The following is a 14,458-nucleotide window of genomic DNA, read 5'->3' as shown; positions in this document are numbered from 1 at the left end:
TACCGCCGATTTATCCCATTATGACTACTATTGTGCCATATTTAACATTCTCACCGCTTTTGATATGCTCATAACAACTACCAACAACATTGAGGGTAAAAAAATTACTCAGTACATCGGTTTGGTCAACGGCGAGGCCATCATAGGTGCCAATTTTGTAAAAGACTTTTTTGCAGGCATTAGTGACATCGTGGGCGGACGCTCGGGGGCGTACGAACAGGGCTTGCGCGAAGCCAAGAGTATTGCCCTGAAAGAAATGATTGAACAAGCCCAACGCCTAGGCGCCAATGCTATCATTGGGGTTGATTTAGACTATCAAACCATCGGTGGTAGTGGTACCATGCTTATGGTAAGCGCCAACGGTACTGCCATTATTTATGAATAAGAGGGGACTTCCCCTCTTATTAACTTAAATAAACGCCAGCTTCAGGCTCAGAAAGCTTCACCCGAATGTGCTCGTTGAGGGTAGTACTGAGGGCATAACCGACATAATCGGCCGAAATAGGGAAAGAGTGATGTGCCCTATTGACCATGACCGCTACTTGTACCCGTTTGACAGAAACGCCTAAAAACGGCGAAAGACTGTAGGCAAGTGTACGACCTGTGTTTAGCACATCGTCCACAACAATGATTACTTTGCCATTGAGTGCTTCTTTGTCTATGTCAAAATGGACAGGGCTAGTATGTGGTTGCTCTTTGTTTAGGTCAATTTTCATCAACGTAATGTTCAAAGGCGAAATCTCCCGCAGGTAGTTGGTTAAAAGACCAGCCATGGTATAGCCTTCGCCCACAATTCCAGCAAGAACAACGTTGGTTTCTTCGAGGTTACGTTCGTAAATTTCAAACGCAATTCGCTTTATTTTTTGGTGGGTTTGGTCGAGTGAAAGTATTGGTTTCTGCACAGCGAAAAAGGAATAATCTGTTTTTTGTGAGATGAAAGAGTTTGGCACAATTTTAGCCAAGAACTTATTGAAATCAAAAAACAAATTTACGCTTTCGCAATGAGAAACCTGCAAATTATTTTCTTGACGCTAGTAGTTGGGTGTATTTTTAGTGGCTTTATTGCCGAGAAGGCTGCCCGCGAGCTTGAAATTGCCGAAAAAATAAAAGGCTCGATAAAAAGCGGAAATGCCCACAATCTTGCGGTGCATTTTGAGAAAAATTTGGATTTAGTCATTGATGCCGAACACGTTGAGTTTCGGCGCGTTCGTGATGGACAGGCAGAATTGATTTTGAAAAACTTCTTTAAAAAATATCCCCCGAAAGACTTTAAATATGGCTTTCAGGGGACGGCTTCTAAAGTTCGTTATTGTACTGCAACGTATCAGGCGGTGAATGGTAACTCGTTTCAGGTATATATTTTGATGAGAGTTACCGAAAAAGAATACCTTATCAATACGTTACATTTTAAGAAAGAGTGATTTTATTTAATCACGAAGTTGTTGTCTTTGATGCCTTTGTTTACTTTAACCGACGTCACTTCGGCTTTTGAAGAGAACTGCCCATTGCCTTGCTCGCGGATGTACGGAATTTTAACGCCATTGCCATCCTTAATTTCTTTGTAGTCGCTGAGGGCTGCGTTCATCATTCCACCGCCCATCATTCCACCACCCATACCGCCACGGCCGCCGCCTTGACCACCCTGTCCGCCGCCACCTTCGGGGCGTTGTCCTTCTGGACGTTGGCCTCCGCCTTGTCCATCAGGACGAGGGCCTCTTTGACCTTCACCCGAGCCAGCTCTTTTTACTTTGAGACCCGTCTCTACATCAAAGAAATCGTTCCATTTTCTTCCTTCAGGAATGGCAAATTCCACTTTCCACGCATCTTTGCCATTGACTGCTTCTTTGCCAACCACCGTCTTTTGAACGTTAAATTCAGCATAAAGTAATTCTGGGAAAGGAGCAGCTTGTAAAATAGCGCCTGCTGCGTCTTTGCCTTCAAGTGTACGCGAGTTGGTATTACCTCCAAAACCAGAAGTAATGGCTACTTTTGTCCCATCGCACGTTTGGCGCATTACTTCATTGCCCATCATATACATGACACTGCTGAATTTATTGCCTTTTTTAAATTTTACTTCCGATTCCATCGAGCCGCGTTGTGTTTCGGCCACTGTGCTAATGGCAATGTCTTCGATTTTGGAAAGTGCCTCTTTGCCGCCAATGGCAGCCAGGTATTTGTCAAGGATGGCATCTGCCGAGGGAGTTTCTTGGGCTGAAGCAGCGCCAACAACGCCAAACATCATTAGGCTCAAAATTATTTTTTTCATAGTTGTTTGGGGAATGATAAAAGTTGATAAAACTTGGGTATTGATTTAAGCAAATGTACGTAAAAAGGAAATTGTTATTGTGAGTAAAGTCGTCAGATTTTGGGAGAACACCGCCCAAACCCCTATTCAAATCGTTGAAGCCCCTATTTTTATAGAGCTGGGTTTACGCGTTTACTTCAAACGTGATGATTTAATTCATGCTTACATTTCGGGAAATAAGTGGCGGAAGTTAAAATACAATTTGATAGAAGCCGAAAAAAGTGGCTTTCAAACATTACTTACGTTTGGTGGTGCATTCTCAAACCATATCGCTGCCGTAGCAGCTGCGGGGAAGGCGCTCGATTTTGACACCATTGGTATCATTCGAGGCGAAGAACTGAGCCCAGATTCCAACCCAACGTTGCAGTTTGCGGCCAAGTGTGGGATGAGACTACTTTTTGTAAGCCGAACAGCTTACCGCGATAAAGAAACATTGGCCCACAATTACGGCAGAGATGCTTTTGTGATTCCTGAAGGTGGGTCAAATCAGTTGGCGGTAAAAGGGGTAGCTGAAATGGTGGAAGAGGTAAAAAAACAGCTCGATGGAAAGATTGATTACTTTTGTACTGCGCTGGGCACGGGTGGAACGGCAGCGGGTATTCTATCCGTATTTGAGAACGAGGTATTGGTTTTTCCTAGTTTAAAAATCTCATCTGAAGAGGCTACGCAGTTGATTTTAACGCATATTCCCCAGCCACAAGGGCATTTGAAAGTGATAGAAAAATATCATTTTGGCGGTTATGGAAAAATGAACGACTCATTGCTGGAGTTTATCCGTGAGTTTGAAACGCAAACGGGCATACCACTTGAACAAGTCTATACCGCTAAAATGATGTATGGACTGGTGGAATTAGCGAAAGAAGGTTTTTTTAAACCAGGAACCCAAATGGTGGTTCTGCACACAGGAGGTTTACAAGGAAGAAGCCAATTGTTGCCTCCGATAAAAAGAAAATAGCCCCGAATATCGGGGCTATTTATCTACCTATTAACAGCCATGAAAACAAATATTTTATGCCATAGAAGGCTTGAATGTCAATCGTTGGATACCGTAGTAACTTCCAAAAAGAACAGCATTGTAAAAGAAGTCACCCATGACGGTGTTGAGGAATAAATTTCCCCAAAATGTTTGTTGGTAAAATGCTAAACCCGCAGTGTAGCACGCCACAAGACCTGCCCACGTTTGTGGATACATCGAACCTTGAAACCAAACAAAGAAATTCGTAATTAAAAAGAACGAAATAGAAGCTACCAAACTAGCCACGACAACGCGTCCAAAGGTAACTTTTTTCAAAAAGAAAAGACCAAATGTGGAAATGAGAACAAAAGAAACGTAAGTGGGGAGAGAAGGTGAGCCAATGAGTACGTCACTCAAAAGCATGGCTACCATCGGAATCATGAAAGCATAAACCTTACGACTAAACTGAGCAGCGCCAAACAAAGCAATAGCTCCAATGGGGGTAAAGTTAAATGGATGAGGTAAAATCCGAGAAAGTGTAGCTAAAAAAATCAGCACAGCTACTGTACTAAATCTCGTAAAAACTGAATTCATGACTGAGGTAAAAAGTTCTCTCGATACGTGTTTTTTTTTGTTGGCTCTTAGATTTCTCTGAACTTGGGTGTAAAGATAAAATGATATTTGTGAAAATTGCAAGAAGTGTGTCAAAAAAACACTAAAAAAAATAACAAATAGTGAACTAATACTTAAAAAAGTTTATAAACCTTCTTGGTCGATAGGTCTTTGGTTGGTTTTAGTGTCTATTTCATAGTCTAAAAATTTGCAATGAGTGGGCTACCCGAAAACCTTCTTTCTGGATTAGCTTTGACTCTTCGGACGTTGGTTGGAAAAGCGGATTGGTATGGTTAAGGTGAATAAAATGGACTTTGGACTTTTGGTATATGGGTAGCTTATCCAATAGCGACATTGTCTCGGTGATAAACGGATGAGGAACTTCACTCATGGGGCGGTTGATTTCTCCATCTTTAAAAAATGTACCGTCGAGTAGGGCATAGTCAGCTGATTTTACCAATCCTTCGAGCGATTCGGACCACTTTTGCCATTTGTCGATGTCAGGAATAAATACGAGACGTTTTCCTTGACTTTTGATTTCGTATCCTACTGTTTCTGAAAACTCGTCCCGATGCGGAACACGGAACGCCCGAACCTGCAAACGGCTATTTAATTGAATGAAACCGTTTTCTTGTATAGGCTGGAGTTGGATGTTTTCGATGCTGACGAGTTGACTCCACGGGCCATTTTTCTCAAGGTATTCTTTCATACGAGGCATGACAAACACAGGCACTGATTTGGCACCCATGACTTCTCTTCCTAAATCCATGAGGCCAGTGTAGTGACCGATGTGGGCGTGCGTAAGAAAAATCCCCGACAGGTCATTTGATTCGTTGTTTGTGGTATGTTTAAGTGCTTCTAATTGGATCTTAAAATCAGGGGTAGCATCAAAAATCCAGCGTTGGCCAGTGCTTGGATCCACCAATGCGATGCACGAAACAGATTCAAAGGCTAATTTTTTCTCCCAAACTGCCCGACAACAAGCTTTATTGCAACCCGCCTGCGGATAGCCACCGTCTTGGGCAATTCCCAATACCACCACGTAAGGTTCTTGTGCATACGCACTAAGTGCAAAAAGAAAATAAAGAATCCAGTACCTAAACATGGGTTGATGAAAATAAAGGTCAGCGAATAGAAGGCTAAAAATACCCGTTTTGTGGCCGATAAAGAAGCTTTGTTAGTTTTTTTACCAAAAGAGGGTGAGAAAGTAGGTAATTTTTGCCCTTTCCTGACTCTTTATAATAGGTCGTAACAAGGACAGTCATCGCTTGTTTTTCTTACCCCTCACACCAATCTCTTTTTTATATCTGCTTTCTCATTTTAGAACACTTTTAAACTTCCATGTGTAAGCTGTACAAATCACTTACGTTCATTGTAGCCCTACTTTTTTTGAGCCATGCAACGATTACGTTCGCTCAAACCAACGCAAAAACTAATGTAGATGCGCTTGATGCGGCTTTTCAGCTCGAAAAGGGAGACAGGGTACTTTTTGTAGGAAACTCGTTGTTTGAAAACGATGTACAATTTGGCTATTTAGAACTTGCCCTAACTACCCGCTGGCCAAACCGAGCCATTACCTACCGAAATATAGGCTGGTCGGGAGATAATGTCTATGGAGACGCGCGCAGTTACGTGACAACTCCACCAACGCCGTATGAGTTATTGATTCAGCAAATTACGGAAGCAAAACCGACGGTGGTATTTGTGGGTTATGGTGGTATCGAAGCTCAAGAGGGAGAGGAAGGTCTTGCTCGCTTTAAACAAGGCTACGTAAGTTTGTTAGATAAAATAGACCAACTAGGAGCAAAAGCGGTACTGGTGTCGCCCATCCCTGTCTTACTGCCTGCTTCAGATAATACAACGAAAAGAAACGTAGCCCTTGAAATGTATGCTGCGGCAATTGAACAAATCGCTAAAGAACGTAAAAAAAGGTATTTGGATGTATTCAAGCCGATGTTAGAAATCAGCAAACAAGCTGTGATTACCGAAAATGGAGTGCATCTCAACGGAACTGGCTATTATTATTTGGCAACGGCTTTGGAAAAAAGTTTGGGACTCCCGCCTCGAAATGGGAGTATTGTCATTGATGTGGCGAACAATGCCGTAGAATCGGCGGTGGCGACGAAATTGAATCAACTTGACAAATCGACCATGAGTTTGAGTTTTACAGTCAACGAAATGTGCCTGCCTTTGCCTGCGCCTCAGGAAGACGGTAAAACCATTGCGGTTGATAACGGCCGAAAGCTTTCAATTAAGGGTTTAAAAAAAGGATTTTATACTCTTTCGACGGACGATGATGTTATTGTGACGGCGTCGGCCAAAGAGTGGGAAAAAGGGGTAACGATAAAGCAAGGGCCTACCTATTATCAGGCCGAAGAGCTTCGGAAAACCATCCTGAAAAAAGAAGAGTTGTTCTTTTTTCAATACCGACCTTTAAACCAAACTTATATCATCGGTTTTCGTTCTTATGAGCAAGGCCGCCACAAAAAAGGGTTGGAAGAGCAGAACTACTTGATTACTTGGTTGGAGGCGCAAATAGGAACGGTCAATCAACCTAAACCCGTAACGTATCAATTAACCCTGTTGAAGTAGGGTATTTATTGCATGTTACTGGTTATTTGTTATCTGTTATTGGGAAAAACAGACCCTCCAAACCCGCAACAGAAAACCCCAAACCCGCAACCGAAAACTCCAAACCCGAAACAGAAAACCCCAAACCTGAAACACCACTATTTCATAGCGTATGAAACGAACATATTTAAACATAACTGCTTCATTTTTACGAAAAACCTTGCTCATTCCCGTCGTTGTTTTGACGACTGCCTTGGTAAATCAAGATAAGAATTGGGATGTTCCCAACCCTGATGTTCAAAAAGAACTCGAATCGTTCAAAGTAGCCGATGGTTTTGAAGTAACCCTTTTTGCCGCCGAGCCGTTGGTGGCAAAGCCCATTCAAATGAACTGGGATGCTGAGGGGCGTCTCTGGGTGGTAAGTAGTACCGCTTATCCTCACCTAAAAACGGGTGAACAAGCCAACGATAAAGTGTTTGTGTTGGAAGATACCGATGGGGATGGCAAAGCGGATAAATCGACCATTTTTGCTGAAGGACTGCTGACTCCCACGGGTATTTTGCCTGGAGATGGGGGCGTTTATGTGGCCAACTCTACCGAAATCTTGCACTTTGCGGATACCGATGGCGATGGGAAAGCTGATAAACGACGACGTATTTTGAGCGGATTCGGAACTGCCGACACGCACCATTTGATTCATACCTTCCGCTGGGGGCCCGAAGGAAGCATGTATTTTAACCAATCCATTTATATTTATAGCCACATAGAAACGCCATCTGGGATTAAGCGCTTGGAAGGGGGAGGAGTGTGGCAATTGCGCCCTCAACAACTCGACCTCGATATTTATGCCAAAGGGCTTATCAACCCGTGGGGCTTGCAGTTTTCGCGTTGGGGTTCGTCGTTCTTGACTGATGGAGCTGGAAATGAGGGAATTAATTACGCCTTTCCTGGAGCTACGTTTGTGACGGCACCTGGTGCTGAACGTATTTTAAGAGGACTTAACCCAGGCCAACCTAAGCACAGCGGATTGGATATTATTTCGGGGCGGCATTTGCCTGAGTCGTGGGCGGGGTCTTTGATTACCAACGACTTTCGAGCCAACCGTATCAATCGTTTCAAATTGGAAGAACAAGGCAGTGGGTTTGTTTCTAAACAAGTGGAAGACCTGCTCTGGACAGATAATGTGGCGTTTCGTCCCGTGGATATTTCGGTAGGCCCCGACGGCGCTATTTACGTTGCCGATTGGTACAACCCCATTATTCAGCACGGAGAAGTTGATTTCCATGACCCACGCCGCGACCAAGAACACGGAAGGATTTGGCGGATTGTGGCAAAGAATCGGCCATTGGTCAAGAAACCACAACTGACCAAAGCTTCGGTAAATGAACTCTTGGAGGCGCTTCGCCAACCCGAAGATTGGACGCGGCTCCAAGCCAAACAAGTCCTCAAAAGCCGTGGTGCGAAGGAGGTAATTCCTGCCCTTGAGCAATGGGTGAGTAAATTAGATAAAAAAGATCCCAATTATGAGCACTTATTGTTGGAAGCGTTGTGGACGTATCAAACGTTGGATACTGTCAATGAGTCAGTGTTATCGAGTTTACTTAAAGCCGAAAATCACAACGCCCGTGCAGCGGCGATTCGGGCATTTCAGTTGTGGCATGGCAAGGTAAAGGAGGAAGCGGGGCTGTTGGCCAACGCCGTAAAAGACACCCACCCGCGCGTCCGATTGGAGGGGGTAATTGCTTTGCGAAAGCTAAAATCTGCCGAAGCAGCGCAAACGGCTTTGACCGTATTGGATAACTCCATGGATGAATTTTTGGATTTTGCGCTGTGGGAAACCGTACGCGAATTGGAACCTCAGTGGTTGAGCCGTTTAAAAACAGATGCGAACTTTTTGGGGGATGCTAAGAAAACAGCTTTTGCCCTAAAATCTGTCAATAACCCAGAGGCGGTGGCCCGTTTGACCCAATTGTACCAGAAAGGCCAAGTGCCCGAAGAATATCAAAAGGATGCGCTGGCTGCTATTACAAAATGGGGAAAAGCTGCTGACTTAACTACCTTGTTTGATATGACAGTACAAGGTAATGCTGCGCGCGATAAACAAACGGCCGCGCGGTTAGGGGCGCTGGCGGAGGCAGCACAGCAACGAAAAATACAGCCCACCAATGGATTGGGTAGAATTGTAGATTTTATAAAAAGTGACGAAGAAGCCGTCTCAACCACGGCGATTCGGTTGGTGGGGCTGTGGAAAATGGAAGAGCTGAGTGAGCAATTGCTGGGTTTGGTTCAGCAAGGCGAAAAACCCGTCAAAAAGGCGGCATTGGTGGCTTTATCGGCGATGGGAAGCGAAAAATCGAAAAAAATATTGGTGGATTTAACAGGGGCTAAAAATTCTCCCGAGCTACGAGTAATGTCAGTGACGCAACTGGTGGGGCTGGATGCCAATGAAGCGGCCAAAATTGGGACAGACTTGATGCGGACTGTTCCCGCTGAAACGGATGTAACAGATTTGTTTAAAGCGTTTTTTGCGACCAAAACGGCGACAGAGGCTTTGTCAGAAGCGATTAATACGCGAAAAATCCCTGAAAATTTTGCCAAGGCGGGGCGTCAGTTAATGGGACGAAACATTCCTTGGACCCGTCGCCGCGCCGATGATGTAGTGCAATTGGAAAAAGCGCTGGAGGCGTCTGGTGGTACGTTGCCCGTCGAAAAAATGCCCCAACAACTCAACGACCGCGAAATAACAGCCTTGGCCAAAACGGTGGCTGAAACGGCTGACCCTGCATTGGGAGAAAAAGTATTTAGAAAGTCAGAGTTGTTGTGCCAAACGTGTCACGCCATTGGCGGGGCTGGAGGGCGAATTGGGCCAGATTTGAGTAGTTTGGGGACAAGTTCGCCCGTAGAAACTATTATTCGTTCGGTGTTGTATCCTACGCTTTCCATCAAGGAAGGTTATGAGTTGCAGCGAATTGTGAAAAAAGATGGCAGTGAAATGATGGCCTATTTGGTGAGTAATGGCAATACCGAAGTAGTGGTGCGGGATGTCGCAGGGCAGGAAATATCAATGGCTAAAAATCAAATCTCAACCATCGAAAAAACACCAGGTTCGTTGATGCCAGCGAGCTTGACGGCGGGGCTTGACAAGAAAGAATTTGTGGATTTGATTGGGTTTTTGTCAAAAATGGGTGGTCAATACCGCGTTCCGACTTCCCGCTTTGTGCGCCGTTGGAATACTGCCATCAATAGCAAAGAACTGACCCGAAAAGTAGCAGAAGAAGGAGGTTTGTTTGTGGCAAAGGACAAAGGAAAGGTCATAAACATGCCGATTTACAGTAAAGTATCGGGCAACTTGCCGCTTGAAGAACTACCAGTGGTGGAAGGTGGAGCTGGAAAGCGTTTTAGTTTTGTTCGTTTCAATTTGGAAGTAGTCAACAAAGGAAACGTTGAATTAGCCCTGAACTCAGTCGCGGGAGTATCGGCTTGGGTGGATGCCAAACCGATGAAGATGTCGCCAACGGGTATCTCGGGTGAATTGGCCAAAGGCATTCATTCGTTCACCATTGCCATCGACAGAAACGCCTTCAAAGAAAATAGTATTTCTGTACAAGTGCTGGATGACCAAAACGGAGCCGCCCAGCTTCGTTTGATGATGGATATGTAATTCAAGTAGTTTCGACTGCTTACTCTAGACTTCCCACTGAGGCTGTGTTGGCCGAAGTGGGAAGTCTTTTTGTTTGACCTAATTCGCTCTTCTCTTCACAGTTTTTGAAGATTAAAATTTAACTTTTTTCTAACAAAATTCAAACCTTCTCAGTTGTATGGAAAATACGATGTTGTTGTAGTATTTTGTATAAATTACAATATCGTACTTTTTTAAAAACATGAATCAGAAAAAGCTCATCGCCGAACTCAAAGGCGCGGGAAAAGAATACAAAACGGGTGACCAAACAATTGTAGCCCTTCAAGCTACTGATTTTCAGTTGTATGAAGGAGAACTTACCTTGATTATTGGCCCTTCTGGTTCGGGTAAAACCACCTTGCTTTCTCTGTTGGGCTGTGTTATTTATCCAAGCTACGGTGATTTGTGGGTGGACGGGCAGCACATCAATTCCCTTAACGCCACCAAATTGGCTCGCCTTCGACTCGAAACCATTGGTTTTGTGTTTCAAAGCTTTAATCTTTTAGCACCGCTTACGGCGGAAGAAAACGTTGAGTTACCGCTAAAATTACTCGGTTTGGACAGCAACGAACGAAAAAAAAGGGTGCAAAAAGCCCTCGAAACGGTGGGAATGATAGAACGACGTAAAAATTTACCAAAAGCGTTATCTGGTGGCCAACAACAACGCATTGCCATTGCTCGGGCTTTGGTGACAAACCCCAAAATGATTTTGTGTGATGAACCTACGGCATCGCTCGACAAAGATTCGTTGGGGGTGGTGATGAAAGAATTACAGACGTTGGCTCGGCAAGGAAAGTCGGTCGCCGTGGTAACCCACGACCCACGCCTACAACAGTACGCCGACCGTGCCGTAGAGGTGAAAAATGGACAGGTGATTCCCATTGAATTAACGAACGTTGCAACATAATAACTTATACACGTGAAAACTACGAAAGTCAAAAAAGAATGGTTGTTGCTTTTTTGCCTCCCACTTTGGTGGGGATGTGGTAAAAAAACGGACTCGGAAGAAAAAGTAGCCAAGGTCGATTCGGTGGCACTTCCTTCGACCAAAGACCAGATTTTGGGGGTGGCGAGAATTGAGCCAGAAGATGGACTGTTGAGCCTAACGGCAGGCACGACGGGGCGCGTGCTGGAAGTGCTCATCGACGAAAATGATTCGGTTAGAAAAGGGCAACCTCTGTTGCGCGTGGAAGTAGCCGTAGAAAACGCCCAACTTCGTCAGTCACAAAGCAAAATTGCAACGCTCCAAGCCACCTTGGCGGCCAACCAAGCCACCCTTGAGGGATTGCGGGTTAGTTTGGACAATGCCCAAGAAACATATACCCGAAACGTGGATTTGTTCAAAGGTAATGCGCAAACAAAACAAGTCGTGGACGATAGCAAAGCGACGGTAGATAAGTTATTAAAAGATATTGAGACGGCGGAGGCCAACGTTCGGCAAGCCCAAAGCCGTATCGGGGAATCGAAGGCTGATTTAAACTATTACCAAACGGTTTTAGAAAAGAAAAAAGTGTTGGCATTGCTTTCGGGAAAAATCCTGAAAGTGTTGGTCAAAGTGGGGGAATACGTCAATAACGATTCCCCAATAGCCGATTTTGCGCCGTCAGGGCCGTTGTATGCCAAAACCGAAGTGGATGAACTCTACGCCGAACGGGTACAAATAGGGCAGAAAGCCTACATTTTATCTCAAACCACAGGCGACACTTTGGCGCAGGGGAAAGTGAGTTACGCCGCTGCGTATCTGAAACAAAAATCGCTGTTTAAAGACCAAGCGACCGAACAAGAAGACCGCCGCGTTCGGGATGTGTCCATTCGGTTGGAGGCTGGAAAAATGCCGTTGATTGGCAGCCGCGTTGATTGTCTTATTCTTCTCAAATAAACGTGACCTTACCATGCTCAAAGAGGCGTTTAAGTTTATGTGGTACGACAAAGCCAAAATGTTTGGGATTTTGTTTGGGATCATTCTATCGGTTTTTTTGATTGGACAACAACTCGGCATTTGTTTTGCCTTGTTGGGCGGTACCATTTCTTTGGCTGAAAACAACAAGCAATACATTTGGGTTGTGAGCGATAAAAGTCAGCAAGTCAGTGATTTGCCGTTGTTAGATATGCGCATCTCGCGGGAGCTGATGAGTATCACAGGTGTGAAGCGGGTAAATACGATGGTGGTGGCCGCAGGTAGCGCCAAGTTTAAGGATGGTACCAAAACGCCCATTACGCTCATTGGAACGCAAGCGCCGCGCCATGCGGGTGGGCCGTGGAATTTTGTCAAAGGGAATTTGGAAGATTTGCAGCAAGAAGGCGCCCTCATTACGGACGAATATGACCCCATTTCTTCCAAAAAAATCAAAATTGGCGACCATTTTGAGTTCAACGGCTCCCGCGTTTTTTTGAGTGGAAACACCCGAAGTGCCAAAGGGTTAGGCGTTGCTTATGGCTTTACGACGGTTGAACGCGCCCGCAAACTGTGCCGAATTTCTACCAACCAAGCGTCGGCGTTTTTGGTGGAGGCCGAGCCAGGTTTTACGCACCAACAAGTGGTAAACAACATCAACAAAGAGATTTTGGGCGTGAAAGCCCGCGACGGAGAAGCGTTCACCCAAGAAAGCCTCAAGTATTTTGCATTGAACAGTGGCATTGTCGCCTCCTTTGGTCTATTGGTCGTTTTTGCCATTATCACGGGCTTTGCCATTGTGGGCTTAACGATGTTTTCGGCCGTCAATGACCGATTGAAAGATTACGGAACGCTCAAAGCCATTGGGGGAACGAATGGGATAATTCGCCAACTGATTTTATGGCAAGCCGTTATTTATTCGACGGTCGGTTTTGTCATTGCCTATGTCTTGCTGCGTGGCTTTGTTAACGTCACCAAAACCAGCCTTAACATCAAAATTACGCCTTATTTAATCCTTTTTCTCATTGGTGTGACCCTGTTCATCGCGGTGTTGGGAAGTCTGTTTGCCATGCGAAAAATCACCAAAATGGAACCTGCCCAAGTATTTAGAACCTAATTGTTATGAAGAAAATAGTGCTTTTATGGCTAGGAATTGGGCTGCTGCCTGAAGCGGTACAGGCTCAAAAACTATCCCTCGACGACGCCCTAAAAATGGCCCTGGAAAATCGCCTTGAAGTAAAAAATCAGCAGTTACAGCTGCGAATTTCGGAGGGAGAGGAAGCAAAACTTCGTGCCAAATGGCTTCCACAAGTCAATGCCTCAGCAGATATGCGTTGGAATACCCAACTCCAAACCTCCGTTTTCAAGAATGCTCCCTTTGCCAACGGTCAAGATGTGAAATTGGTGCTTGGAGTGCCCTTTAACAATAACGTCGGACTTTCGGCAGAGCAAAAAGTCTATGATGCGGCTACCAAATACGACCGTTTGATTAATCAGGAAACGGTAGAGGGGCAAAAAATTACCCTCGAAAAGCAAAAAATAGATATAAAACAAGCCGTTACAGAAGCCTATTATGCAGTGCTGTTCAGCCAAGAAAAGATTACTTTGGCCGAAAAAGCGGTTGTTCGGGCGCAAGCGTATTGGGAGTCGGGGAAGACGAAGTGGGAGAAAGGGACAATGCTAAAAAACGATTTTGACCGCCTGCTATTGGATGTTAACAATGCGCAAACGGCACTAACGAAGGCAAAGCAAGATTTAAAAGTGAATCAGGCATACCTTTTGTACCAAATTGGCCTTAAACAAAGCTCGGTAGAGCTAACCGAAACCTTGGAAACTGTGTTGGCAACATCAGAAAATACAACCCCAGAAATGGCGCTTGATACTCGCCCTGAGCTAAAGCAAGAGCAATCGGCGTTGCGGGTGAATGAACTGCTTCAGCAGAAACAGAAATCACGGTTGGCACCGTTGGTAAGTGCCTACGGAAACTACACCGCGCTCCAGCTCAACGATAAATTTAATCCGTTTTCGTCGGGAACGTGGTTTCCGTTCAACTATGTGGGTTTGAAGCTAAATATTCCTCTGTATGATGGTAAACAGACCGCCATTTTGCGCAACGAATATGCTTTGAAAACGCAAGTAAATCGGAATACTATTGATAAACTAAAAGGAGATTTTGAGTACGAAATTACCAACACAACGACAGTTTTGGCCCAAGAAAAGGCAAATGTGCTGGACACGAAAAAAAACGTGGCATTAGCGCAACAAATTTTAGAAACCGACCGCTTTCGCTACGAAAAAGGGATATTGTTGCTGGCCGATTTGAAAAACACTGAATACAGTCTTCAGAACGCTGAAACCAATTATTTGAACAGTGTGTATCAATTTTTAATTGCCTATGTGCGGTACAAAAAAGCTGCGGGGACGCTCTAACGTCCCCGTCTT

At 44.8% G+C, this 14,458-nt stretch carries 13 protein-coding genes; 9 read left to right on the top strand and 4 right to left on the bottom strand.

Annotation, left to right across the window (positions count from 1 at the left end):
- The first annotated feature begins 64 nt into the window (after window positions 1-64).
- Window positions 65-385, top strand: a complete 321-nt coding sequence (locus AC23P2_RS21715; protein WP_028525734.1) for a YbjQ family protein — start codon at window positions 65-67, stop codon at window positions 383-385.
- Window positions 386-404: 19 nt separating this feature from the next.
- Here AC23P2_RS21715 and AC23P2_RS21710 read toward each other — a convergent pair whose 3' ends face one another.
- The gene (locus AC23P2_RS21710; protein WP_487775149.1) at window positions 405-902 is read right to left on the bottom strand and encodes a phosphoribosyltransferase family protein; all 498 of its coding nucleotides are present in this window, start codon (window positions 900-902) and stop codon (window positions 405-407) included.
- A gap of 99 nt (window positions 903-1,001) precedes the next feature.
- Here AC23P2_RS21710 and AC23P2_RS21705 point away from each other — a divergent pair, with 99 nt between their 5' ends.
- The gene (locus tag AC23P2_RS21705; RefSeq protein WP_487775148.1) at window positions 1,002-1,421 is read left to right on the top strand and encodes a DUF4783 domain-containing protein; all 420 of its coding nucleotides are present in this window, start codon (window positions 1,002-1,004) and stop codon (window positions 1,419-1,421) included.
- 2 nt (window positions 1,422-1,423) lie between these two features.
- Here AC23P2_RS21705 and AC23P2_RS21700 read toward each other — a convergent pair whose 3' ends face one another.
- On the bottom strand, window positions 1,424-2,266 hold the full coding sequence (locus tag AC23P2_RS21700) for a hypothetical protein (RefSeq protein WP_487775147.1): 843 nt from the start codon (window positions 2,264-2,266) through the stop codon (window positions 1,424-1,426).
- 79 nt (window positions 2,267-2,345) lie between these two features.
- On the opposite strand from AC23P2_RS21700, the gene AC23P2_RS21695 reads away from it, so the two are divergent.
- Complete coding sequence (locus tag AC23P2_RS21695) at window positions 2,346-3,260, top strand: 1-aminocyclopropane-1-carboxylate deaminase/D-cysteine desulfhydrase (protein ID WP_487775146.1); 915 nt, start codon at window positions 2,346-2,348, stop codon at window positions 3,258-3,260.
- Between the two features lie 54 nt (window positions 3,261-3,314).
- On the opposite strand, the gene AC23P2_RS21690 is transcribed toward AC23P2_RS21695, so the two are convergent.
- Window positions 3,315-3,854, bottom strand: coding sequence for a DUF6580 family putative transport protein (locus tag AC23P2_RS21690; RefSeq protein ID WP_487775145.1), 540 nt, complete (start codon window positions 3,852-3,854; stop codon window positions 3,315-3,317).
- Window positions 3,855-4,065: 211 nt separating this feature from the next.
- Window positions 4,066-4,977, bottom strand: a complete 912-nt coding sequence (locus AC23P2_RS21685; protein WP_487775144.1) for an MBL fold metallo-hydrolase — start codon at window positions 4,975-4,977, stop codon at window positions 4,066-4,068.
- Window positions 4,978-5,213: 236 nt separating this feature from the next.
- Here AC23P2_RS21685 and AC23P2_RS21680 point away from each other — a divergent pair, with 236 nt between their 5' ends.
- From AC23P2_RS21680 to AC23P2_RS21655, 6 genes are all read left to right on the top strand, one after another.
- Window positions 5,214-6,464 carry a GDSL-type esterase/lipase family protein gene (locus AC23P2_RS21680; protein ID WP_487775143.1) on the top strand — a complete coding sequence of 417 codons (1,251 nt, stop codon included), beginning with the start codon at window positions 5,214-5,216 and terminating at the stop codon, window positions 6,462-6,464.
- Window positions 6,465-6,615: 151 nt separating this feature from the next.
- On the top strand, window positions 6,616-10,104 hold the full coding sequence (locus tag AC23P2_RS21675; RefSeq protein ID WP_487775142.1) for a PVC-type heme-binding CxxCH protein: 3,489 nt from the start codon (window positions 6,616-6,618) through the stop codon (window positions 10,102-10,104).
- A 220-nt stretch (window positions 10,105-10,324) separates the two neighbouring features.
- Entirely contained in the window at window positions 10,325-11,029 is a 705-nt protein-coding gene (locus AC23P2_RS21670; protein ID WP_487775141.1) for an ABC transporter ATP-binding protein, read from the top strand.
- 12 nt (window positions 11,030-11,041) lie between these two features.
- Window positions 11,042-12,001 carry an HlyD family secretion protein gene (locus tag AC23P2_RS21665; RefSeq protein ID WP_487775140.1) on the top strand — a complete coding sequence of 320 codons (960 nt, stop codon included), beginning with the start codon at window positions 11,042-11,044 and terminating at the stop codon, window positions 11,999-12,001.
- A 13-nt stretch (window positions 12,002-12,014) separates the two neighbouring features.
- Entirely contained in the window at window positions 12,015-13,133 is a 1,119-nt protein-coding gene (locus AC23P2_RS21660) for an ABC transporter permease (RefSeq protein WP_487775139.1), read from the top strand.
- Window positions 13,134-13,138: 5 nt separating this feature from the next.
- Window positions 13,139-14,446, top strand: coding sequence for a TolC family protein (locus AC23P2_RS21655; RefSeq protein ID WP_487775138.1), 1,308 nt, complete (start codon window positions 13,139-13,141; stop codon window positions 14,444-14,446).
- The last annotated feature ends 12 nt before the right edge of the window (window positions 14,447-14,458 follow it).

The organism is Runella sp. R0.1_18 (genome assembly GCF_057652155.1).
Note: the sequence above shows the minus strand (reverse complement) of the source record. Positions and strands in the feature narration are given on the sequence as shown.